This window comes from Pseudoalteromonas sp. MMG022 (genome assembly GCF_021654245.1).
GTDB classification, from domain to species: domain Bacteria; phylum Pseudomonadota; class Gammaproteobacteria; order Enterobacterales; family Alteromonadaceae; genus Pseudoalteromonas; species Pseudoalteromonas amylolytica.
This window is the reverse complement of record NZ_JAKFZQ010000022.1, coordinates 34771-60661: the sequence shown is the minus strand read 5'-3', so window position 1 is coordinate 60661 and position 25891 is coordinate 34771. Positions and strand designations below refer to the sequence as shown.

Here is a 25891-nt window from a genome sequence, read left to right as displayed (position 1 = left end):
CCCAAAATTCGCACGCACGGCATATATTTTACCTAATAATCTCAGCGTTTATATTACGCATATTACCGTCCAGTTAGATCTGGGGACACATTATGAAACACAGTTATTTTACCATTGTATTGATGGCTTTAGCGCTGCCCGCGAGCGTTCAAGCAACCTCCGTTGGGGCAACCTCCGTTGGGGCAACCTCCGTTGGGGCAACCTCCGTTGGGGCAACCTCCGTTGGGGCAACCACTCAGCAGAATGCACTTTCTCTTGAACAGGCCATTACACTCGCCCAACAAAATGACCCATGGTTACATGGCAATCATCTCAAACAACAAGCAGTGGAACATGCCAGTATCGCCGCCAATACCTTACCCGACCCAAAAGTGTCGGTGGGTATGATGAATTTGCCAACCGATGGCTGGAATTTATCCCAAGAAGGCATGACCCAATTTAAAGTCGGCGTATCGCAAATGTTTGGCCGTGGTGACAGCTTGGCAATTAAAAGTAAGCAGCTTAAGCTCTCGGCAACGCAGTTTCCACTGCAAAGACAAGATAGGAAAGCCAAACTACAAAGCAATGTTACGCAACTTTGGTTAGACGCGTACCTCGCGCAAAAAACCATTGCTTTAATTAAACAGGACCGTGTTTTATTCGAGCAAATTGCTGAAGTTGCCAAGGCTGGTTATTCCAGCGTGGTCGGTAAAACCAGACAACAGGATGTTGTACGCGCTCAGCTGGAGCTCATTCAACTCGAAGATAGACTCACAGTGGAGCAACAAAAACTTGAAACGGCGCTGGCGCAGCTAAACGAGTGGCTACATATTTATGACGCAACGGCGCTCGATGTGGCCTATGACTTTGATAAGCAGCGCACCGCTTTTACTGTGTCTGACAATTTGCCTCACCTTGAGCTGGCCTATGCAGCGTTACTAAAACCCGAGCACTACGCTCGAAACGAGCTGGCCAAGTTATTGCTCAACCACCCGATCAATCGCGCTATTGATGTTAAACAGCAAGTGTCTGAGCAAACTATCGCTCTAAACAAACAGCAGTACCAACCCCAATGGGGAGTTAATGCAAGCTATGGATATCGGGATGATATGCCCTCAGGCATGAGTCGTGCCGATCTATTCTCTGTGGGTGTCACCTTTGATTTGCCGCTGTTCACAAAGAACAAACAAGATAAACAAGTTGCCGCCGCGGTTGCTGAGTCTGAAGCGGTTAAAACTGACAAGCTGTTGATGGTCAAGCAAATGCTTAGCGCCGTCGAAAAAGAGCTGAAGCTGCTCAATCGGCTCTCAGATAGACAAACCTTGTACGCCACACAACTGTTAAAGCAGGCGCACTACCAAGCTGAAGCAGCCCTGACCGCCTATACAAATGACGATGGTGATTTTGCCGAAGTGGTACGCGCACGTATTGCTGAGCTCAACGCGCGCATTGGTGCATTAAAAATTGATGTGGATGCGTTGAAAGCTGTCTCTCGTATCAATTACTTACTTACACAAGCGACTCAACCTGCTGAGCGGTCTCACACTTTGGGAGCAAACTAATGTCTTCGAATCAAAAAACCATCATCGCACTCATTGTCGGCATCGCACTTGGCACAGCCGCTATGAGTCTATTACCAACGCAGCACAGTGAACAAGCACCAAGCAGTGAGCCTGAACAGCAAAAGCCTTTGTACTGGGTCGCCCCAATGGATGCGAATTATCGTCGCGATAAGCCAGGCAAGTCACCCATGGGCATGGATCTTATTCCTGTTTATGCCGAAGACGATAGCACAAACGATGCAGGAGCAGGCCGCGTCAAAATTGCCCCGCACGTAGTCAATAATCTTGGGGTGAGAACCGCTCCCGTTGAATATGCCCCCATGCACACGGCCATCTCAACGGTGGGCTATGTACAGTACGATGAAGACAAGTTAATCCATATCCATCCTCGTGTAGATGGCTGGATAGAAAAGCTTTATGTCAAAGCTGCAGGGAACCCTGTTGAAAAAGGGCAACCTTTGTACACCCTTTATTCACCGCAACTGGTTAATGCACAAGAAGAGTTATTGCTCGCACTAAAGCGCAACAATGGCTCTTTGATCAGTGCAGCTAAAGACCGCCTAAAGGCGCTACAGTTGTCTGAGCAATTTATCAATGCGTTGGAAAAAAATCAGAAAGTACAGCAAACCATCACCTTTTACTCGCCACAATCAGGTGTCATTGATGGGTTAAAAATTCGCGAAGGGTTTTATGTCAAACCCGGAACAACTTTAATGAGTATTGCTCAGCTCAATCAAGTGTGGGTCGAAGCCGAAGTCTTCGAACGTGACACATCTTTGATTTCACAAGGTCAGCCCGTTTCTATGACGCTGGACTATCTGCCAGGCAAGCAATGGAATGGCACGGTAGACTACATTTACCCAGCCCTAAACAGCAAAACCCGTACGCTGCGCGTTAGGCTTAAGTTCGATAACCCCAACTTTGAGCTCAAACCCAACATGTTTGCGCAAGTGGCTATTCATACCAACCTTGATGAGCCTGTTATTTTAGTGCCTAAAGAAGCGGTGATCAGAACAGGCAAGCAAGACCGCGTGGTGCTCGCACTGGGTGATGGGCAATTTAAATCCATTGAGGTGACGGTAGGACGGATCGCAAAAGATAAAATCGAAATTTTACAGGGCCTTGGTGAAGAGGACAACGTGGTTACCTCTGCACAATTCTTGATAGATTCAGAGTCCAGCAAAAACTCTGACTTTAAACGCATGACCCATGACCCTGAGCCTACTGCTGTTTGGATTCAAGGCGAGGTAAATGACGTGATGGCGGGCCACCGTATGGTTAATATCACCCACGACCCAGTAGAAGCATGGGGTTGGCCAACTATGACGATGGATTTTATGGTCGCTGAAAAGGTCGACATTGATGCCCTAAATGCTGGGCAAACACTCCACTTTGAAGTGAGCAAAACAGACGATGGCGATTATGAACTAACTGGTATTCATGTTATGTCGCAAGACACCTTTGAATCTGAAGTGAGTAGCGCAACCGTGAACGGTCTAGTCAACGCCATTGATGTAGATACCCGTATTGTAAATATCAGCCGCGATGCCATTGAAAAATGGAACCGCCCCGCCGCAACCATGGACTTTTTGGTCGCTGAGAATGTGAGTCTTGATGAGGTAAAAGTCGGTGATGAAATCACCTTTACCTTTGAGGTTAGAGATGATTTTGTGGTGATAGAACTCAAGCCAAAAGCCGCTATGAGTGATGATGACCACAGTATGCATATGAATCACAATTAAGGAGCACAAATATGATTGAAGCTATCATTCGATGGTCTGTCGGCAATCGCTTTTTTGTGCTGCTGAGCACGCTAATCATCGCGTTTGCTGGGGTGTTTTCACTAAAAAATACCCCCGTTGATGCCATTCCGGACTTATCCGATGTACAGGTGATCATCAAAACCAGTTACCCAGGTCAAGCTCCGCAAGTTGTGCAAGATCAGGTTACTTTTCCGTTGACCACAGCGATGCTTTCGGTGCCTGGCGCACAAACCGTGCGAGGATATTCATTTTTTGGTGATTCATACGTGTATATCATTTTTGATGATGATACCGACTTATACTGGGCAAGAAGCCGCGTGCTGGAGTATTTGAGTCAGGTTTCAGCCAGCTTGCCAGAAAGCGCCAAGCCACAACTTGGTCCTGATGCCACGGGGGTGGGCTGGGTGTATATCTACGCCTTGGCAGATAAAACCGGTAAACACGACTTAAGCCAGCTCAGAAGTATTCAAGACTGGTTCTTAAAATACGAACTGCAAACCGTGCCGGGTGTGTCAGAAGTAGCGGCCGTTGGTGGGATGGTCAAGCAATACCAAGTGCAGGTCGACCCAGATAAATTGCGTGCTTACAACATTCCGCTCAACCATATTCAAACCGCACTCAAGCGAGGTAATCAGGAAACTGGCGCGTCTGTAGTAGAAATGGCTGAGGCCGAATATATGGTCACTGCTACGGGCTACATTCAGTCGGTTAGCGACATCGAAAAAATCCCCCTTGGGATCAATGAACAAGGCACGCCACTTAGAGTGGGCGATGTGGCCACGGTTAATCTCGGTCCACAAATGCGCCGTGGTATTGCGGAGCTTAATGGCGAGGGAGAAGTAGTCGGTGGCGTTGTGGTGATGCGCTTTGGTGAAAACGCCCAAAAAACCATCAATGGTGTAAAAGAAAAGCTCGCTTCTTTGAAAAACTCGCTGCCTGAAGGGGTTGAAGTCATTACGGTGTACGACCGCTCTAGATTAATTGAAAACGCAGTAGATAACCTATGGAGCAAGCTGCTTGAAGAGCTGGCCGTGGTCGCGCTGGTATGCGTGGTGTTTTTATTCCATTTACGCTCTTCGATTGTTGCGGTGATCACTTTGCCACTGGGCATTTTGGTATCTTTTATCATCATGTACATGCAAGGCATTAACGCCAATATCATGTCGCTTGGTGGGATTGCGATTGCCATCGGAGCCATGACCGATGGTGCCATTGTGATGATTGAAAACATGCATAAGCACATGGAAAAAACGCCACTTACCGATGACAATCGCTGGCAGATTGTTGCCAAGTCGGCCTCAGAGGTAGGCCCTGCACTGTTCTTTAGTTTACTGATCATCACCGTGTCATTCTTGCCGGTGTTTATTTTAGAAGCGCAAGAAGGTCGTATGTTCGCACCGCTGGCTTACACCAAAACTTATGCCATGGCCGCCTCTGCGGGACTTGCTATTACCTTAGTGCCAGTTTTAATGGGTTACTTTATTCGCGGTAAAGTGATCTCTGAGAAAAAGAACCCACTTAATCGTATGCTCATTGCGCTGTACATGCCCGTGCTCACTAAAGTGATGAAATTTCCAAAACTCACCATCGCTTTAGCCTTGGCCATCACCGTGGCTGGCTTTTATCCCATCAACAAGATAGGCAGTGAGTTTATCCCGCCGCTTGATGAGGGAGACCTCATGTATATGCCCACCACGTACCCTGGTATTTCTATTGGTAAAGCACGTGAGCTACTACAGCAAACCGACAAACTCATTCGCACCGTGCCAGAGGTGGAGAATGTATTTGGTAAAGTGGGCCGCGCCGAGACGGCAACCGATCCCGCTCCTTTAACCATGATTGAAACCTTCATTCAGTTAAAACCTAAGTCACAATGGCGTGAAGGCGTAACTACCGATAGTCTCAAGGCCGAGTTTGACAATCTGGTGAAATTTCCGGGGCTAACCAATGCCTGGGTAATGCCGATAAAAACCCGCATAGATATGTTAGCCACAGGCATTAAAACTCCAGTTGGGATCAAAGTTGCAGGCCCCAATTTGGATGAGATCCAAAAAATTGGTCAGCAAATTGAGCGTCTGCTGCCTAAGGTGCAAGGCACAGCGTCGGTCTACTCAGAGCGCGTGGCAGGCGGTCGCTACATCAAAGTGGATATTTCTCGCCAAAAAGCCAGTCGTTTTGGTTTGAATATTGCCGATGTTCAGCAGGTTGTGGCCACCGCAATCGGGGGAATGAACGTCACCCAAACCGTTGAAGGCCAAGAGCGCTACCCTGTTAATTTGCGTTATCCACAAGATTATCGCGACTCACCAGAGCAGCTTGCTCGTTTACCTGTGGTTACCCCGTCGGGAGAACGTATTGCCCTTGGCGACGTGGCGCATGTTTACATCGAAAATGGCCCACCGGGCATTAAAAGTGAGAACGCCCGCATCAATGGCTGGACCTTTATCGACATTGATGGCGTGGATGTTGGCAGCTATGTGACCAACGCCAAACAGTATTTAGCAGACAATCTTGATTTACCCGTAGGCTATTCAATCACATGGGCTGGACAGTATGAGTATATGGAGCGTGCCAAGGCCAAACTCAGTTATGTACTACCACTGACTTTGGCCATCATCGTGATTTTACTTTACCTCAATTTTAGGGCATTCAGCGAAGTGGCGATTATCATCGTCACATTACCAATGGCGATGATTGGTGGTTTATGGCTGATGTATCTTGAAGGGTTTAATTTCTCGGTGGCGGTTGGCGTCGGCTTTATTGCGCTGGCTGGAGTGGCCGTAGAAATTGGCGTGATCATGCTGGTATATTTAAACCAAGCACTTAATGAGCTCAAAGAACGCGCCCAACAAGCAGGCAAGCCAATCAGCGCTGACATGTACCGCGAGGCACTACTTCACGGTGCGGGCTTACGGGTTCGTCCTGTGATGATGACGGTTGCGACCATCATTATCGGTCTGCTCCCTATTTTATATGGCACAGGGACCGGCTCTGAGGTGATGAGCCGTATTGCTGCCCCTATGGTTGGCGGCATGAGCAGCGCCGTATTGTTAACCCTGATAGTACTTCCAGCTATCTATAGTTTGGTTAAAGCCCAAGCGGTGAGCCAATTTAACAAAGGGATTGATCATGATAACAACCAAGCTTAGAAAGGCGCACAAATGGCTGATGGCCTTTATCGGCATACAGTTTTTAGTGTGGTCTATCACTGGGCTGTATATGGTCAGCATGGATATTCATTTTATTCACGGCGAGCCACTTCAAAAGCAGCCCTTAAACACGCTTGAGCTTGATAAGGTCACCTACTCACTGAGCGATTTGCTCCGTGAGTACCCACTGGCGCAAAATATCCAACTTGGCAGATTGTTAGATAAGCAGGTTTATCGCTTTGACGATAACCAATCGGGCAAACTCATATTGGATGCAAGTTCGGGAAGGCCCTTAAGCAACATCGATGAAAATATGGCAAAGCGAATTGCCAAACATCGCTATAGCGGCACGCATACTATTCAATCCATACAATTGTTGAGTAAGCCTGAGCAAGTCCCCAGTGAGCTTTCTGCTCGTCACTTGCCCGTCTGGCAAGTGACCTTTGCAAATTCATTTGCCGATACTTTTTATATCAACCAATACAGTGGGGAGTTGGTGACAACACGCCACCACTTTTGGCGATTATTTGATTGGATGTGGCGCTTTCATATTATGGATTATGACGATGGTGAAAACGTGGCAAATTGGCTACTACTGGTGATTGCATTACTGGGTTCGCTCGCAGCCACCTTGGGGCTGTTTTTAACTTACCAACGCGTGTTTAAAGCAAACCAAGGAGCAAACTAATGCCACAATGGAACAAATCACTACACAAATGGCTATCGCTGCTGGTCGGCATACAGCTCCTTATTTGGCTTGTCACAGGCTTGTACTTTAACTTGATGGACCATAAAAAAGCGTCGGGCAATAGCAACTTACAACGCATCAACCATCAGGGTATTATTGCCCCCGAGCGCCTCATACCAGTCACACAACTGGCGGTCCAAGATGCCAAACATATTGGCTTATTGTGGCTGTTTGGTAAGCCATATTACCAAGTGACGATTGAGCGCGGCGCGCATAACTATCAACCACATAGCATTAAGTTGTTCGATGCCAGCACGGGGGCACCATTTACCCTCAATGAGTCCTTGGCTCGCACCATCGCCTTAAAGTCTTATAACGGGCCAGTTAATATTATTAGCGCTGATTTACTCGCGCCACCCATGGATGAATTACCAAAACAAAAAAATCCACTGTGGCAGGTTAAGCTGCAAGATGAATTGCATACCCATGTATACATAGAGCCTACATCTGGCGCTGTCGTCGCACATATTAATGATGAGCGAAGGCTGCGCGATTTAATGTTTAAACTACATTTTATGGATTATCTTGGCACTGGGGATTTCAATCATTGGTTGATCATCACCTTTGCCCTGCTCACTTTGGCTTTAACTATTACAGGATTAACTTGGCTGATTGAGCGCTACCGAGTGGGTCAATTGAGCTTTGCACAGCAACACAAAACGCAACGCGTGACTGTACATGAAAGTAACACACAACAAACCCATGTACTCACGCTTGATAAACACAGCACACTGTTTGATAGCTTGGCACAACAGGGCATTGCGCTTCCCTCAAACTGTGGCGGCGGTGGCACATGCGGCATGTGTAGAATACAAACAAACCAAACCGTAAAAGTCACACAAGCCGACCAAACTCGGTTATCTCAAAGTAAGCTTGAGCAAGGGTTTCGTCTTGCTTGTCAACACAATGCCTGCGATATACAGCACATCACAGTACGTACACTCAAAGGGACAAACAAGAATGCGAGCTAGCTTGCGCACCAAAATAATTGAAGTATGCGATAAAAAATGGCCGTCAAAGGAGACAATGTCGGCCTATCGTTTTATGCGTTTTTTGCTAATAAAAACGATAATCCTGAACTGCTGATGGAAGCCGCCACTTGGTGGATCCAAACCCACCAGCTGGATCATTTTGAAAAGGCCATTAAAATTAAAAAATGGTGAATGAGGGTCAATAAAACCAGCTTTTTACTGCCTTATTAGCGCCAATACTTCCAGCTATCTAGGTAATAATACAAAACGTGCGGCTTATCTAAGCTGCTCGCTTTGCTGTTGGTATTGTTAATATCCTCAGGCTCTACTTCTGGGTCTAGCTCGTACGCGTGGTCGCCACTCGGTGGTCGCCACGCGGTGGTCGTAACTATTATCCTCTACTTTGAATCGCTTAAATTCAATTTTGCAGTTGTACATAGCTGTCAACGAAGTGCTGAGCATATCTAGCAACTCATCGTCCATAGTGATATTCATCGAGAATATCTAACACCTGAATATCTTTAAAGACTACGGACCTAATTTGTAAACATTTATATTAATTGTTGATTGTAATTTAAACAGCGCGTCCTCATTTCTTTATTTTGGAAACAATCAAGAGAGTACTTATGGACATGCTTTCATCCACCACACTATGGAGCACGCTTGCTCAATGTTTACTGATGCTTATCGCTGCTGGCTTAGTGATAAAGGCGATGTTCGCCATGGTTAAATGGGGCAAAAAAATGCCCAAGGGTGCATTTATTTTGTTAGCTTTTTTACCGTTAATTTCGCTCTTTCCTATTCCTCCCACGGTGTTTAAAAATGTTGAAAAAGCCAAGCAAGAGCAACCTAAGAAAAAAGAAGCTGATGGTGATGGACCAAACAAACAGTAAGCGCTAGTGAGTAGGCTGGATAAGGCGCGCAGCAACGCCATCCAACATTGTTATAATGTTCGCCAAGTGTCGCTCGCTACTTTAAAACACCCGCTCTAGCAGCGTTTGCTTGCTAACTAATGGGACTGACCGTGCATGTTTTATCTCACTTGCAAAGAGCACTCTGGCATGATGCGAAGACACAAACTGCTCAACCTTAATACCAAGCGCATCGACTTTATTCATCAATATTGCAAGACGGTGGTAGGCATCTATATCGGGCCAGCGACTTGGGGAGTCAAAGCCAACTTGCATGCTACTGCCGAACATATCTTCACTAAACAATATTTTCTGCTCAGGAAGGTAAACCACTAAGTTATGGTTGGCATGACTATTTGGTACATCAAACAGCTGTACTTTGCCACCCGCCAATGTGCCTTGCTTGCTGACTTTAATTAACTGCTCTGCGGTGAGTGGCATTTTTAAATGGCTTTGCAGCGCAACGACATCGTTGGCATGAACAACCAATGCAGCCCCGTGTTCAAGCACGTCTTTTACCCCCATTAAATGATCGGTGTGATGATGTGTGACGATATGCTGCTTGATAGGTTTGTCAATTTTGGTTGTTTCTCTAAGCAGTGCCACATTGTTTTGCCAATCTTGGCTGTGCTCATCCATCTGCCAAGCCCCTGCACTGATAAAGTGGTCGCCAACATCAATAAACAAGGTGTATGACCACTCTTTACCTACATAATACACGCCCGAAGCAAGTGTTTTTATGGTCTGCTTTGATACATCCATGGGCGTGTCACTTGGGCGTCGCGTGTAGTTGACCGGTAAATCAAATTGAGTATTGCGTACAGAGTTAAAGGCCACTCGCCTTGCATTGCTATGAAACAGCGGCCCTTGCTCAGTGCCTGCAAAAACTCGCTGCGCCCAAGTTAACCCATCGCTTTGCTTATGGTGTAAAAAATCCACACTCACACGCTGGCCCCGCAACTCTTTTAGTAGCCGCGTTAAATACCCCGTATTTTGGTTGATATAGAGTGTGTACTCTTGCTGTGTACCAGAGTGAACGCTCAGCACATCGTGCGCCTGTCCCTGAATATATGCGATATCCATCCATTTGCTCGCCGCTTTATGATCAAATAAGCTTTTAACTATCAGCGTATCTAACCACTCACTTTGCCCTATATCGGCATTATCAAAATTGACTCGCTCAGCAGGGTTATATTGCCCTAAAGCGTGATCAATCCCGTAGCCTTTGCCATCAACATAAAGCCTGTGCATTACGGTGGGGCTGTCTGAGCCATGTCCTCCCACCAGCCGCATCGTTGCTCGTTTAAACACTTTGCGCTGGTTGGCAAAATCAATTGCCAGTTCTAGTCGTTGCTCGCTCAGGTAACTGACTCTCTCTCCTTGAAGCGCATGCCCGCTTTGCCACTGTGAAAAGTGCAGCTGCTCATCATGTAATGTCATGCTTTTAAGCTGGATAAGTTTTTCGCCACCGTAAGCATTCACGGCATGCTTAATCACTTGCGCGGCTTTATCATCCGCCAAAAGAGCGCAGCTTATGGGGCATAGCAGCATTGCTATGCCCCAACACCATACTCTGATGTTGCTTTTAGCTTTCATAAAGTTACCTTTGTTTATTGGTCTTAGAGCCAGTGAACAAAAAACTTAACTGCACCACCACAAAGGCATGCTTATAAAAAGCTGATTAATAGCTGATGATAGTTAATCAATTGTTTTATAAACTTATTTAATATTTCCTAGCAATTTTAAAAGGCCATTCGTGCCTAGACAGCAAATTCAATAGCTCATACACTGTGGCCAGAGAGTATTGAGTGACTACCATGACACAGCTGCCCGTTTTTTCTATTCGCGATTATAAAATTGACCTATCACGTTCAGTCATTGAGCAAGGTGAGCGACAAACTAAAATGGAACCTAAGGTACTCAAGGTATTATATGTGCTCGCTCAACATCAAAATGAAGTGGTGACACACCAAACGTTAATGGAGCAAGTTTGGCAAGGTGCTGAGGTGGTGCCCAACGCCTTACAGCGCTGTATTGCAATACTTCGCAAAGAATTGGGCGACGATGCAAAATCTCCCAATATTATCGCCACGCATCCAAAAATCGGCTATCGCCTACTCAGTGAAGTAACTTGGCATCATGCGCCCAAAACGCGCGCTAAAATACATTTAGAATTTGGCGCAATGCCTTGGGCTATAGCGATAACTTGCATCGCTTTGTTATTGGTATTCAGCGTACGGTTTTGGCCCAAAACACCCGCCGTAACATATACGCAGCTTACAGAACTTACTAATACGGATGCCCATGAATCGCACGCCATTTATAGCCCCAATGGACAGTACATTGTATTTAACCGCTACGCAGGTAGTTGTAAAAGTCATATCTGGGCTAAAGCGTTGCATAACGGTAAAGAAACTCAGCTTAGCGCTGAGGCTGGTCAATTTGGTGCACCAAGCTTTACCCCTGACGGCAGAGAGTTAGTATTTGTTACCCATAACACCTGTGATAAAGCGCCAAGCAGTCAATCACTACAAACAAGCTGCTGGACTTTATCCACCTTAGACTTTGCTCAGGCACTGAGCGGACCTCAAGCACCTAACACCCGCTACCAATGCCAAACACATGAGCTAAAAACCCCCAAAGCACTGGCCAATCATCAGTATGCGTTTTTACAGCTCGCCACCGACCACACCACCTTGATGCTCTACAACGATTTAGATAAATCCAGTCATCCACTGTTTAACAGCGACGCTCTGTCTGTTTATCATTTTGACTACCACCCCAAGCGTCAACAGTTTGCTGTATTTGCACACGATCAATACGCCAATACACAACTTATGTTGCTAGACAAACACGGTAAAGTGCAGCAACAGGTCACACTGCAACCACCCGAGAAGGCAACGTTTATATCACCGCTTATTGGCAATTTTTCAGCCTCTGGTGAGTACTTACTTGCTGTGAGTGACAGTAAACTTTACAAAGTTGAGTTGGACGGCCAAATAAGTGAGCTCACAACGCCAAGCAAGCGTTTGCTATCTGTCACCGAACACCCAAACCAAACAGGTTTGCTGGCAGTGCAAGGCAATAAAGACATAGATATTGCACAGATTGATTTGCACCGAGAGGCCATGCCACAACAGGTTCTCGATTTACATACGGTCACAACACCTTACCTAAGTACCGCACGCTCAAGTGCACAAGAGCGCTTGGCACGCTTTGCTCCAAATGCTCAAAACATTGCGTTTATCAGCAATCGTACGGGACAAGACGAGATATGGCTTTGGCATCCAAATAACGACTCAGCGCAATTAACCAATAATGTAAATGGTGAAACCATACATGGCTATGCTTGGTCAGCGGATAGTCGCTATGTCGCTTGGGCAAGCAATGGCAAACTAGCAATCACAGACTTAACAGGCAATAGCAAACTTGTAAGTACCCACCAACCACTTTTTTCGGTGTTACATTGGCTAGATAACAACACCCTACTTGTTGTGATTAAAAACGCGCCTACAAATAGCCTGTATCAATTTGATATAAAAGAAAATAAGCTTATTGCGTATCACCTCAATGACGTGCAAAGCGCTTGGGTCAGTCAAAATCGACTGATTTACACCACCAAAAACAATCAGGTATTTAGTCGTGCCGTTGCGCCCAATGAGCAGCCCGCCACACCGTTGCCCCACCTCAATGGCAAAGCCTTGTTAGTTAAAAATGGCGCCATCTACAGCGTGGATAAAGACACCTTTGCACTCAAACAGTACGACCTAAACGGTGAAGTTGTGCAAACCTTAAAAACACTCAAACCCACCGCTTGGAAAATAACAGACTTAAAGGATACGCAATTATTGCTTGAGCAATTTATTGCCATTGATCAGGAAGTGGTTGTTTTGCATCACTAAGTAAAAAGCGCGTATAGATCACGCGCTTTGAAAAACTAAAAAGATCATCAAGCTAGTTAACCTGAACTCAGGGTAATAGATGTGATAAAGCCAATCGCTTACCCCAAGTTCAGGCGCTATTTACTTAAAGAGAATATGGCACTAAGTGCTGGGTCTTCTCCCGCAAAATAGTCCTGAGCGCTAAGCTCTACAGGTAAATCAGGTGCAACCCAAATGCGGTGATCTTCTGGCACACTGGTTTGATGAAATTGCGACGACAACAAGCCATGCTGGCCGCTATACGGCAGGTTAAACCAACCCGACTCACCGATGGTATTGGGGCGAGTGCCCGATGGCTCACCAACAATGATTGGATGGGTAACCGCTTGCACCTTAACTAAAATATCATGCCCAGCTGAAAAGGTATTACGTCCCACCATCACAAACAACTGACCGTGCGGTTTATACATTTCAAAAAATGCCGTCAACGCAATAAGTGGCGGTGTAATTGAGCCATTACCACCACTATTATGACGCAAATCCAAAACTAAATTATTGATATTTTTGCTTATTAAAACATCTCGCAGTTGTGCGCTAAATTCCGCCAATGACACATCCGAGCGATTTCTCACATCATTCACTTGCACATACAAAAGGTTTTGTTCGATAAAATGTTCAAACCAGTAAGGGGTATGATTGTTTTTTAAATAAGTTGGTGAGTCACCCAACTGTAACGGAGGTAACTTTGGAAAACCGCCAAAACGCATTGCACGTGCTTCTAGGTTTACAGTACTTTGTTTATCATGCGCCGTTAGCGTTAAAGTGACAGGCTGTTGCACTGGCACAATATTTAAACCCTGTAAAACTGGCACTAAACTTAAATAGTAAGGAGCCAGCCAGCGTTGCTGCATTTGGTTATCTCTGGCATTAATGCTGGCGACCTTAGAAATAGCCTTGTTGGCCGAAAGCTTTCCAATTCGCTCAACTTTGCTCCCAATCAAATGTTGATATTCATCGCTTGCGGCCACAATGTATAAGCCATCTTTGAACAAGTAAAACTGCACTGGTAGCTGCGTAAAGTTACCATGCTCGCCCCATGCTGGGATCAAAATGTTGTGGCCATTGTTCAGCAAGCCAATTAACTGCATAAAACCAAACACGATTTGCTGGTCGCTTAGTTGTGGAATACGTTTATCTAGTGCATCAACCTGCGCCTTAAAATCCGCCTGACTAATACTATGAAATGGATTGACGTGTAAGCGCTGAACTTCGTCGTAAAGATAGGCTAAATCACTACGCCAACCTGCATTGCGGTCCATACCTTGCGTATCCAGTATCCCGGCTACATGCTTGAACTCACGGGTGTTTTCAATGGGCTTGAAAGCAGCCATTGGCTCACGACTAAACAAACTTCTACCTGCTAGTTTGGGCTTGTCGTCCCAACGCGCTCTAAGAGCCTTGTTTAACCACTCTATGGCCTTACTTTGCTCGCCCGCAAAACCATACGCCTCGGCTATTTTAACCATTAAATCGTTAGGTGTGCTCGCCCCATCGGGTATACCTGTTAAGCGATAGCCAAGCGCCAAGGCGCGTTCAAACGCACTCACAGCCGCTTGCCATTGCTTGTTATTAAAGTATGCCAAGCCAAGCAAATACCACGTTGCGCCATCGTTTTTATATTGTTTGGTCAACGCCTCTAATAAAGGCTTGGCTTGTTGCCACTGTGCTTGTTTAGCCAGCTCAACAGCTTGTTGTTTATCTAAAAAATACGCAGCTGGTTTTTTAACTTGGCTGGCTTGATAGTTTTTATCTGCCACATTGAGCATGTCGGTGGCTTTATTTTGCGCCGTAGCACCAAAACTGACCACCCCCAACAACACACTACTTAACAACACGCGCACATTTACATACCACATTCAACGTCTCCTTTTGCGATTTTTACCACTATCGCGATTAACTTGCCGCCAGCATAACAAAGCCACTACACAATAAGGTTTAAGATCCTGAAGCTGGACTCATTAACTGCTTTTTAAACTGCATTGGCGTAAGTTCAAACTCTTTTTTAAAACTATTGAAAAATGTAGATTTTGAATTAAACCCATGATCTAAAGCGATATTAATTAGTGGCATGGTTGAATGTGGTGCTTTTTCAATTTCTTCCTTTACACCTCGTACCCGCAAGCTGTTGATATAGTCACTAAAGTTTCGATTGCTGATTTTATTCACCGCCCAAGAAATATCTCTGACCTTCAACCCGGTATGCTCCGACAACTCAGCGATGGTGAGTTTAGGTTGTAGATACAATTGCTCGTGCCAAACCGCCTGCTCTACTTCAGTAAAAATGCTCTGTGCCAACGCATCGTCTTGTCGCTCATCTTGAGGCTCACACAGTAAGCTTTGATAGCGGTTGATATCAGCAAACACTTGCGGGCTGCGTACCACTTTAAAAATCAAATAACATGAGAGACTAAAAAACACGCCTTCGCTGAAAAGGTACAGGCTCTTTTTAAGCATCAACGGGGTGATGGTTTGGGTATTCATTCGCACGAGGTCCAGCACCAACAAACTACAAAACACAGCAAGCGCCGCAGACAACCACTTTAGTGAGTAAGTATCAACTTGCGAGCTCACCGATTTAAGTAAGTTATGGTATTGATTCAATTTGATAAAACACAGCGTAATATAGAGCAGTTGACTGAGTGACCCCAGCAACACCACCGTTTGCACATTGGCGGTAAATGGCAACGCCAGCAAGGCAGGTAAAAAGTGCCCCGCCGTTTTAACATCAACCTTAAGCTCATACCCTGTGACCGAGATAACCAACAAATACAACAAAGGCCCAAACAGCAAGGTAAATACAGGGGTGATCAATACCTCCCCCAACAGCCCATTATTCTCAGCAATATTCAGCACACACAACACACTTTGAAACGCCAAAAACAACGCCAACAGCCGAAACTTCACCACATGAAACACCAACAGCGCACCAAAAGCGGCCATAAACGCAAACACCACTTGCAGCAAATTAACCGCGTCAATCGTGATAGGAGATAAAATAAAATTCATTAACTAATCAAAGCCTTGGGGTAGGATAACTTATTAACTTTAAAAGCTAAGATTAACACATATTGTGAAAGAGACAGTCAACTTTAATGCTGATCACCACAGCGTCATCCTGACGAAGGTCAGGATCTCCTAAACGACCCACACGAGTACCTATAGCAGGTTTTATGTATCGCAAGATTGAGCTTTATGGCGATTTCTCATATTCTGAGCGTTCACTAGCAGTTAAGGACAAACCGTGATCCCCAATTACCAGCAATTTATGCGACCGTTATTAGAGGTGGCGTATAAAGCCAACGGGCAAGAAGTAAAACTACGCGACGCCATAGCACAACTTGCCGAGCAGTTTCAGTTAACCGAGCAAGAACGCAGCGAACCTCTACCCAGCGGCAAGCAAAGCATTTTAGACAACCGTATTGGCTGGGCACGAACCTACTTAACTAAAGCTGGCTTGCTAGATGTTACCCGCCGCGCCCATTTTGCCATTACGCCACGCGGTATTGAGGCACTAAAAGAAAACACCGAAATCAATAACGACTACCTTAACCGCTTTGATGAATTTATTGAGTTTAAACAAAAAAGTAATAACAACGCTGATAGCAACAACACAGCCAACAACCTAAATCAAACACCAAATAGCGACAACGACGTTACCCCCGACGAAGCCCTGCGCGCCGCCTATCGTAAAATAAACGACGCATTAGCCACCGAGTTGCTAGAACGCACCCGCAAAGTCACCCCCGCTTTTTTTGAAGACACACTTATAGAGCTACTGGTTGCCATGGGCTACGGCGGCACGGGCGAAGGGGCCGCTCATGCACTGGGCAAAACCGGCGACAACGGGGTAGATGGCGTCATCGACCAAGACCCACTGGGCGTTGACCAAATTTATATTCAAGCCAAACGTTACGGCGAAGGCAACAACATAGGCGCAGGCGATATTCGCGACTTTTTTGGCGCTCTGAATCTTAAAAAAGCCCACAAAGGCATTTTCATCACCACCTCAGATTTTACCCCCGCCGCCATCGACACAGCACAAAACTTAGGCACTCGCATTGTTTTAATCAACGGAAAAGAGCTTGCACGGCTTATGTTGCGTTACAATATCGGCAGCCGAGATGAACAGGTACTACACCTGAAGAAAATAGATGAAGAATTTTTTGACGTTTAAGTCAAAAAGGCAATTGAAAAGATATGAGTGATAATAAAGTGACCAAAAAGGTAAGTGCAAAGAAAGAAAAATCATTTGAAGAAACACTCTGGGATGCAGCAAACAAGCTGCGTGGTAGTGTTGAATCTTCAGAGTACAAACACATCGTATTGAGTCTGATCTTCCTAAAGTTCATCAGTGATACTTTTGAACAACACAAACAAAAGCTAATAGACAAAGGTCAAGAAAAGTATGTTGATTTAGTTCAGGCATACACTAAAGAAAATGTCTTTTACCTCCCTGAAGAGAGCCGTTGGAGCTTCATTCAGAAGAACGCTAAACAAGGAGATATTGCCCTAAAGATCGATACTGCGCTGAGCACCATCGAGAAAACCAACAGGGCACTACAAGGCGCATTGCCTGATAACTACTTCTCTCGTCTTGGTTTGGATGTCAGCAAGCTATCTGCTCTGATCGATGTGATTAACAACATCGACACCCTAGCGAATCCGCACGAAGATGTGGTAGGTCGAGTCTATGAATATTTCTTGTCTAAATTTGCGATTGCAGAGGGTAAGGGGAAAGGTGAGTTCTACACACCAAAGAGCATCGTTAACCTAATTGCAGAACTAATTGAGCCATACAAAGGTAAAATCTATGACCCTTGTTGTGGTTCGGGCGGTATGTTTGTTCAATCAATGAAGTTCATTGAGAACCATAAAGGCAACAAGAAAGACGTAGCTGTGTATGGTCAAGAATACACAGGCGCAACCTACAAACTAGCGAAAATGAACCTTGCTATTCGTGGTATATCTGCCAACCTTGGCGCAGCCGCAAAAGATACCTTTGCCAATGATCAGCACGAAACCCTAAAAGCTGATTTTATTATGGCAAACCCACCATTTAACCAAAAAGATTGGCGAGCTTCCGATGAGCTTGTTGATGATCCTCGCTGGGATGGCTACGAAACACCACAAACAGGCAATGCTAACTATGGCTGGATTCTACATATGGTTTCCAAGCTGTCTGAAAGCGGTGTTGCAGGTTTTATTCTGTCAAATGGTGCGCTATCTGGTGATGGAACAGAAAAGGCCATTCGTAAAAAGCTGATTGAAAATAATTTGGTTGAAGCGGTAATTATTCTGCCTCGCAGTATGTTCTACACCACCGATATCAGTGTCACCTTGTGGATACTTAACAAAAACAAAAAAGCGCATACAGTTCCGCACGAAGATGTCACTCGGAATTATCGTGATCGTGAAGAAGAGATTTTGTTTATGGATCTTCGTCAACGTGGTGAACCGTTTGAGAAAAAGTTTGTTCAGTTCTCTGAGCAAGACATTCAAGACTTTGCAAATACGCTTCACACTTGGCAGCAAGTGGGGGCGGAAGACAATTACAAGGACATTGCTGAATATTGTTACTCTGCAAAGAAAACGGAAGTTTCAGCGAAAGATTACTCGCTTGTTCCTAGTAAATACATTGAGTTCATTAACAGAGATGAGAATGTCAATTTTGATGACAAGATGAACAGCCTAAGAGGTGATTTTGGTTCTCTACTTGTAGAAGAAGAACAATCGAAGAATGACTTGCTAAATGTTTTTAAAGAGCTGGGCTATGAGATCAAACTATAAAAAACTAGGTCAGTTTATTCAGGTCGTTGACACTAGAAATAAAGAAAACCGTAAGGATAACCTACTTGGTGTATCAACCCAGAAGGTGTTTATAGATTCTGTTGCTAACACTGTAGGAACTGACTTTAAAAAGTACAAAATCGTAAGAAAACATCAATTCACCTACGTACCTGATACATCTCGTAGGGGAGATAAAATGGGTATCGCAATGCTTGAGTCGTTAGATCAGGCGTTGGTATCCCAAGCTTACACCGTATTTGAGGTTAAAGATTCAAATCAGATAGACCCAGAGTATTTGATGATGTGGTTTAGGCGACCTGAATTTGATCGCTATGCTCGATTTAAGTCTCACGGTTCAGTTCGTGAAATTTTCGATTGGCAAGAAATGTGTGATGTTGAGCTACCAGTCCCACCTATTGAAAAACAGCGTGAAATCGTGCGTGAATACAATGTGGTGAATAACCGAATTGCACTCAATGAACAACTTACTCAAAAGCTAGAAGATACCGCTCAAGCTCTTTACAAACAGTGGTTTGTTGATTTTGAGTTTCCCATCTCAAAAGAATACGCACAATCCATCGGCAAGCCTGAATTAGAAGGGATGCCTTACAAGTCTTCGGGTGGTGAGATGGAACTCTGTGCTGAACTGGAGAAAGATATTCCTTTATCTTGGCGGTATGTATCGATCCAGACCTTAATTGATAGTGACGTACTGGAAAAAAACCAAGACGGTAATCACGGAGAAATACACCCTAAAAGTAGTGAGTTTGTTGAGTCAGGAATACCATTCGTAATGGCGAATGATGTAAATAATGGGGTAATTGATCTCGATAGTTGCAAATTTATTACAAAGGAGCGAGCTGAAAAGCTACGTATTGGCTTTGCTAAAGCTGGTGATGTGCTAATCACGCACAAAGCGACAATGGGTAGAGTTGGTATTGTTCCTGAAGTCGATGATTACATTATGTTAACCCCACAAGTTACTTATTATAGGATAAAAGATTCAAAACAGCTAACTAAAGAGTTTCTGTATTGCTTGTTTAGTGAGCAGGGCTTTCAACACCGTTTTTGTTCAGACGGTGAACAGTCTACACGTAGCTATTTGGGCATCACAAATCAAAGGAAACTTCAGGTAATTCTACCATCATCAGATGCTGTTTCTAGGTTCTCTTCGACCGTGCAACAACTACTAAATTATAAGATTTGCATTGTTCAGGAAAGCTGCATTTTAAGAAAGATGCTAATGCTATTGAATTCAAGAATGTCTAAGGCTTAATAATGAAATTCACAGAAGAAAGGCTTGAACAAGCCATTATTGAACTGCTAGGGAAAGAAGGCTATCCACATACTTGTGGTGAGGCGATTGAGCGAGCACCTGAAGATGTGCTGATCAAGTCCGATCTTCGTGAATTTCTAGCTAAACGTTACCAAACGGAAGGTATTACAGCCTATGAGATAGAGCAAATTATCCATAAGCTTGAGTATCTTCCAGCTTCAGATCTCTACGATACCAACAAAGCCATAATGAAGTTTGTCGCTGATGGTTTTTTGTTAAAGCGTGAAGATGCAAGTCAGAAAGATTTATACATTCAGCTTCTAGACTACGTTGGCATAGAGAACAACCGCTATCGCATCGTTAACCAAATGGAGATACAAGGTTATGAGCTGCGTATCCCTGACGGGATTCTTTACATCAATGGCTTACCTCTTGTGGTGTTTGAATTTAAGAGTGCCATTCGTGAAGATGCGACCATCTATGATGCGTACAAGCAGCTAACCATTCGTTATGATCGAGATATCCCTGAACTATTTAAATACAACGCTCTATGTGTGATTAGTGATGGTGTGAACAGCAAAATGGGGTCGTATTTTGCCCCATACGAGTTCTTTTACTCTTGGCGTAAAATTACGGGTGAAGAAAAGCTAGACAAAGACGGTATTGATTCACTGTTTACGATGATCAGTGGCTTGTTCAATAAGAAACGACTTACTGATGTGATTCGCCACTTTATTTACCTACCTGATACTTCGAGCAAACAAGAGAAGATTGTTTGTCGTTATCCTCAGTATTACGCAGCAACAAAGCTTTTTGCCAATATCAAACAGCATATGAAGTGCTTTGATGAGCACGGAAAGTTGGTGAGCGGTGATGGTAAAGGTGGTACGTATTTCGGTGCGACTGGTTGTGGTAAAAGCTACACAATGTTGTTCTTATCTCGTCTACTGATGAAAGATGTCGAATTGGGCAGCCCAACTATTATTCTCATCACTGATCGTACCGATCTGGATGATCAGCTTTCAGGTCAATTCACTAATGCAAAAGGTTACGTGGGCGATCAAAACATCATTAGCGTTGAGAGCCGAAGCGAGCTTCGTGAACACCTGAAAGGGCGTAAAAGTGGTGGTGTATTCCTGACTACCATCCATAAATTTACTGAAGATTTGGAGCTGTTGACGGAGCGAACCAACGTCATTTGTATCTCGGATGAAGCGCACCGCAGCCAAACCAATTTAGAACAGAAAATTACCGTTACAGAAGACGGAGTGAAAAAGACTTATGGCTTTGCTAAGTATCTTCACGACTCATTACCAAACGCCACCTATGTCGGTTTTACGGGCACCCCCATTGACTCAACATTAGATGTGTTTGGTGAGATTGTAGATAGCTACACAATGACAGAATCGGTTTATGATGACATTACTGTTCGTATTGTGTATGAAGGCCGAGCAGCAAAAGTGCTACTTGATGGGCGTCAGCTTGATGAAGTCGAAAAATACTATAAAGCGTGTGAAGAAGCAGGCACAAACGAATATCAAATAGATAAAAGCAAAACGGCTATGGCGAGTATGTCTACCATACTAGGCGACCCAGATCGCATCAAAGCCATAGCGAAAGACTTTGTTGAGCATTATGAGAATCGTGTTGAAGAAGGCACGACTCAAAAAGGCAAAGCAATGTTTGTTTGTAGCAGCCGTGAAATCGCCTATCAGTTCTACAAAGAATTACTTGAGCTTCGCCCTGAGTGGGATGAAGTAAAAGTCTGTGAAGACGGTGCAACCTTATCAGAAAGTGATAAGAAGAAAGTTAAGCCGATGGAACGAGTCAAGATGATTATGACTCGTAACAAAGACGATGATAAAGCTCTGTGGAACAAACTCGGTAACAAAGAGTACCGTAAAGAGCTGGATCGTCAGTTTAAAAATGGTAAATCGAACTTCAAAATAGCTATTGTTGTAGATATGTGGTTAACGGGCTTTGATGTACCGTTCCTCGATACCATCTACATTGATAAGCCTTTGCAAAAGCATAATCTGATCCAAACTATTTCGAGAGTAAACCGTAAATTTGAAGGTAAAGAGAATGGTCTCGTAGTCGATTACATCGGCATAAAAAAACAGATGAACCTTGCACTTTCCCAATACACAGCAGGACAAGATCAGAACTTAGAAGACATTAAACAGTCGGTCATTATCGTTAAGGATCACTTGAGCCTGTTGGATGGGCTATTCCATAAGTTCGACTCTAAGCCCTACTTCAATGGTACGCCACTAGAGCAGTTACATTGCATAAATGCTTCGGCTGATTTTGCACTCAGAACCAAGAAGTTTGAAAAGACATTTATGGATCTGACCAAACGTCTCAAATCAGCTTATGACATTTGTGTGGGTAGTAGTGAGCTGACCAAAGAACATAAGGATAAGATTCACTATTATCTAGCGGTTCGAACCATTGTGTTTAAGATCACTACGGGTGGTGCGCCAGATGTTGACCAGATGAACCGTAAGGTGCGTGATTTGGTCAAAGACGCACTAATAAGTGATGGTGTTGAAGAGATCTTTAAACTGGGTGAAAAAGACGGTGGCGAGATTGATATTTTTGATGATGATTATCTTGCTAAGTTGGAGATGGTGAAACAGCCAAACACCAAACTTCAACTGCTTCAGCAAATGCTTGCAAAAGCGATTGGCGAGTTTAAAAAAACCAATAAAGTGAAAGGTGTCGATTTCACTAAGAAAATGAATATGTTGGTTGAAAAGTACAATGAGCGTGATGAAAAGGATGTACTTCGCTCGGAAGTCATTAATGATTTTTCTGATGAAATTATCAACCTTTACAATGAACTACGTGCTGAGATGGCCTCGTTTGGTGAAATGGGGATAGATTTTGAAGAAAAGGCTTTTTACGACATCCTCATTTCACTGGCTCATAAGTATGACTTTACCTATCCAGAAGACAAACTACTTGATCTTTCTAAAGAGGTGAAGAAGGTCATTGATGATAAAGCTAAATACACTGATTGGAACAAGCGAGACGATATCAAAGCTGAACTGCATTTCGACTTGATTATCTTGCTTGATGAATGGGGCTACCCACCGATTGATCGTGATGAAGTGTATAAAGAGATTTTTGAACAGGCAGAGAACTTTAAGCGCAATAAGGTTGAAGTGAGCGCTGAATCAATCCCGCCTCTTTATCCTGTTCCAATGCTATTTGGAGAGCAACAACTTTACTCCGCACCACAAGTTTCAAAAGTCAAAGGGGCAACGGAAGTTGCATCTATAACACTTAAAGCATCTATAAATTACGAAAGAGAACTCGAAAGTTTATTTCGCACGGGCTATTACTCCGAATTGAAATCACTTGGCATTTTATCCACTGCGGTTCTAGATGCGACACTAACTATCTTAAGCGAGTTAGAAGCCACAACTAAAGACTTAGATCTGCCGCTGTATGATAGCAAGAATAGTGGAATTGTGTGGACTATAAAAGAAGCAAAAGATGGTAGCCTCATTGAAGAGTTCAGCGCCTTTGCAATCCAAGTTATGGGAGATGAAACCTTCAAACCTTATATCGAGAATGCTATCTATGATCTAGGTAAATTAGCATTTGGCGCTGCAGTTGTTACATTTCCAAAAAAGGTTGCCGAGAAAATAAAAACCAAACGAGAGCAAGCCAAAAAAGAAAAAGATATACAAAATAACATTATTAATTCCCTTAATGTCGTTGACTTCAAAACTAACCCAAAACTGAGAGAAAAGTGGAAACACAATCAGCACTAGTAGTGCTTCTCAAATCCTCTTAGCCGAGAGCTTTATTTGGCTTAACTTTTACTAGCTAAGCCGAATAAAGCAAATTTATACAAATGTTGTCTTCACTTTAGTTTCAACAAATCAGTCCTAAGAAACCTACCCTGCCGCAAATCCGCAGGTCCATGCGTACTGGAAATTGTAGTCGCCTAACCAAGCGGTTACATCAATCAACCTCGTCAATTAAGTACAAGCTTTATTGTTTTTTGCTTCGACGGCTTTTGAGCTGAGTTCAATATCGGCGGTGCGGCGCTATTCTGCACCGCTAGGTTTAATTTGCCTGCTGTGCAGGTGATTTTAGAGACCTTACAAAATCATGAGAGCCAGAATACCCCTCAAGTCACCCCCCAAGTCACCCCCCAAGTCGAAAAGCTATTGCGTGTATTGGAGCGGCAATCTGCTCCAATTGATAGAACCTCTTTACAACAGGCGCTTGAGTTAAAAGATAGAAAGTCGTTTCAAGCGCGTTATTTAAAGCCTGCGCTGGAGCTGATAGTAATGACGCAGCCAGATAAACCCACCAGCCGTTTACAGCGGTATGTGTTGAGTAAAGCGGGCAAAGAGTTAGCTAAAAGGCTCTAGTTTTCTACACTATGTTGTTACCCTAGCCACCACGCTGTCATCCTGATAAAGGTCAGGATCTTAATCCCAAGTTTTACTTACACACCTGTGTAGTGACAATATAGTTTGCACATTTAGCCTTATATTTCCTCTAAAGTTTGCACACTTTAGTTAGCTGGGTATATGCTCGCTTTTCGTCAATGTGAAGATTGCTTATACTATGACTTAATTGCAGGCCACCTCAGATAAGGTTCAGCTATTCCATACTTGGCGTTGTCTAAAGCGCTCTTATAACGCTTCAAGAATTCATGCTCGATTGGAGCATCTATTATTTTCTTCTTTTCTTTTAGAGATGTTTGCCCCACACTTTTGCCTGATACAAATTCATTATTTTTCAAAAAATCATTTATAATCCAATAATTTAATTCACACCTTTCTATTAAGCGAGTGTCTTGTCTAGGCCGGATTATTGCTAGATTTGCTATACATTTTGAATAAGAACAATACATGCAGTTTGAACCTCTATTCTTGTATAAGTTTTCTTTCATCCCCTTTTTATCTATAACACCAGTAAATACCATCTTTGACTCGAAAGTTGATTTCATGAAACATTGAAAAGCGGGATCATTTTCAGCTTGGAGTGCTTTAAAGATTTTTCTTTTTCCATTAGCCTGCGTCAGGTAACTTTCAGAGATAAGCGGTTGGCTTATCGAATGACCTAAACGTTTTAAAACTCCAATTGAAAACGTTAAACGCTGAACTTTAATAAAGTTTTCAAACTCGCCTGCTAGACAAGGAGCAATCAGGTCAGAATTTGATTCGTATTCAACTTCTTTGGGCTTGTATTGATGAAGACTTAGATGAATTGGTGCTGTCGCAATATCAGGGTTTTCTCCTCTATATACACACCTTAAGGCTGCTAAGGCTTTATTTCTCGTCGAAACTGGAATCATTTTTAAAGGCTTGTTATGCACAAAACACATACTATCAAACAGCCAGTTGAGTTTTAAAAAACCAAACCCAGCTTCTCGGATACTTTGATGGATGCAGTATTTGCAATACCTGATAGCTTCTGCTTTTCGTCGAATCGTTTTGTTGCCGTTATGACATCCGAAGAATATTTCCAGCTCATCCCTATATTCCATTAGATTTTCAAATATTCTATTCGAAGGAAGAGCAACACCTAACTCCCTTAATTTATTAAGAAAAAGTCGTTCATCTACTGGTTCATATAAGTTTATAGTTCCTTTTAAAATACTTGGATAAGACCGCCACTTACCGTCATTGGAGATGATATTAGACATGTTTGAAATAGCATTTACCGTATGAACTCTGTAGATAAAGCTATATAGAGACTCGTCTCTCTGAATATTTAGCAATTTACTTCCAATTAAATTATGCCCGAAAAATTCCAAATACGATGCAATTTAA

Annotated in this window: 16 protein-coding genes and 1 pseudogene; 13 read left to right on the top strand and 4 right to left on the bottom strand. The window is 43.8% G+C overall.

Annotated elements, in window-relative coordinates; genetic code table 11:
* Positions 1–92: 92 nt before the first annotated feature.
* From L1070_RS17000 to L1070_RS16970, 7 genes and pseudogenes are all read left to right on the top strand, one after another.
* A complete protein-coding gene (locus L1070_RS17000) occupies positions 93–1541 on the top strand; it encodes a TolC family protein (protein ID WP_237126457.1) in 1449 nt (482 codons plus the stop codon).
* Positions 1541–3283, top strand: a complete 1743-nt coding sequence (locus tag L1070_RS16995) for an efflux RND transporter periplasmic adaptor subunit (RefSeq protein ID WP_237126456.1) — start codon at positions 1541–1543, stop codon at positions 3281–3283. Before L1070_RS17000 ends, L1070_RS16995 begins: the two co-directional genes overlap by 1 nt.
* A gap of 11 nt (positions 3284–3294) precedes the next feature.
* Positions 3295–6453 (top strand): efflux RND transporter permease subunit, encoded by a 3159-nt coding sequence (locus L1070_RS16990; RefSeq protein ID WP_237126455.1) that lies wholly within the window; start codon positions 3295–3297, stop codon positions 6451–6453.
* Positions 6434–7141, top strand: coding sequence for a PepSY domain-containing protein (locus tag L1070_RS16985; RefSeq protein ID WP_237126454.1), 708 nt, complete (start codon positions 6434–6436; stop codon positions 7139–7141). Before L1070_RS16990 ends, L1070_RS16985 begins: the two co-directional genes overlap by 20 nt.
* Complete coding sequence (locus L1070_RS16980) at positions 7141–8172, top strand: 2Fe-2S iron-sulfur cluster-binding protein (RefSeq protein ID WP_237126453.1); 1032 nt, start codon at positions 7141–7143, stop codon at positions 8170–8172. Before L1070_RS16985 ends, L1070_RS16980 begins: the two co-directional genes overlap by 1 nt.
* Positions 8162–8364: pseudogene (locus tag L1070_RS16975) on the top strand (DUF6500 family protein). The gene L1070_RS16980 and the pseudogene L1070_RS16975 overlap by 11 nt, the downstream one beginning before the upstream one ends.
* A gap of 434 nt (positions 8365–8798) precedes the next feature.
* Positions 8799–9065: a hypothetical protein gene (locus tag L1070_RS16970; RefSeq protein WP_237126452.1), complete on the top strand. Its 267-nt coding sequence runs from the start codon at positions 8799–8801 to the stop codon at positions 9063–9065.
* Positions 9066–9146: 81 nt separating this feature from the next.
* On the opposite strand, the gene L1070_RS16965 is transcribed toward L1070_RS16970, so the two are convergent.
* Positions 9147–10679 (bottom strand): MBL fold metallo-hydrolase, encoded by a 1533-nt coding sequence (locus L1070_RS16965; protein WP_237126451.1) that lies wholly within the window; start codon positions 10677–10679, stop codon positions 9147–9149.
* Positions 10680–10900: 221 nt separating this feature from the next.
* On the opposite strand from L1070_RS16965, the gene L1070_RS16960 reads away from it, so the two are divergent.
* Positions 10901–12985, top strand: a complete 2085-nt coding sequence (locus L1070_RS16960; RefSeq protein ID WP_237126466.1) for a winged helix-turn-helix domain-containing protein — start codon at positions 10901–10903, stop codon at positions 12983–12985.
* Positions 12986–13101: 116 nt separating this feature from the next.
* On the opposite strand, the gene L1070_RS16955 is transcribed toward L1070_RS16960, so the two are convergent.
* Entirely contained in the window at positions 13102–14880 is a 1779-nt protein-coding gene (locus L1070_RS16955; RefSeq protein WP_237126450.1) for a S41 family peptidase, read from the bottom strand.
* A 79-nt stretch (positions 14881–14959) separates the two neighbouring features.
* Positions 14960–16030 (bottom strand): helix-turn-helix domain-containing protein, encoded by a 1071-nt coding sequence (locus tag L1070_RS16950; protein ID WP_237126449.1) that lies wholly within the window; start codon positions 16028–16030, stop codon positions 14960–14962.
* A gap of 235 nt (positions 16031–16265) precedes the next feature.
* Here L1070_RS16950 and L1070_RS16945 point away from each other — a divergent pair, with 235 nt between their 5' ends.
* From L1070_RS16945 to L1070_RS16925, 5 genes are all read left to right on the top strand, one after another.
* Positions 16266–17198: a restriction endonuclease gene (locus L1070_RS16945; protein WP_237126448.1), complete on the top strand. Its 933-nt coding sequence runs from the start codon at positions 16266–16268 to the stop codon at positions 17196–17198.
* A gap of 23 nt (positions 17199–17221) precedes the next feature.
* Positions 17222–18811, top strand: coding sequence for a class I SAM-dependent DNA methyltransferase (locus L1070_RS16940; RefSeq protein WP_237126447.1), 1590 nt, complete (start codon positions 17222–17224; stop codon positions 18809–18811).
* Positions 18795–20087 carry a restriction endonuclease subunit S gene (locus L1070_RS16935; RefSeq protein ID WP_237126446.1) on the top strand — a complete coding sequence of 431 codons (1293 nt, stop codon included), beginning with the start codon at positions 18795–18797 and terminating at the stop codon, positions 20085–20087. The genes L1070_RS16940 and L1070_RS16935 overlap by 17 nt, the downstream gene beginning before the upstream one ends.
* Positions 20088–20089: 2 nt before the next feature.
* Positions 20090–23872, top strand: a complete 3783-nt coding sequence (locus L1070_RS16930) for a type I restriction endonuclease subunit R (RefSeq protein ID WP_237126445.1) — start codon at positions 20090–20092, stop codon at positions 23870–23872.
* A gap of 312 nt (positions 23873–24184) precedes the next feature.
* Positions 24185–24481, top strand: a complete 297-nt coding sequence (locus L1070_RS16925; RefSeq protein ID WP_343221770.1) for a Fic family protein — start codon at positions 24185–24187, stop codon at positions 24479–24481.
* 197 nt (positions 24482–24678) lie between these two features.
* On the opposite strand, the gene L1070_RS16920 is transcribed toward L1070_RS16925, so the two are convergent.
* Positions 24679–25764: a hypothetical protein gene (locus L1070_RS16920; protein WP_237126443.1), complete on the bottom strand. Its 1086-nt coding sequence runs from the start codon at positions 25762–25764 to the stop codon at positions 24679–24681.
* Positions 25765–25891: the final 127 nt, after the last annotated feature.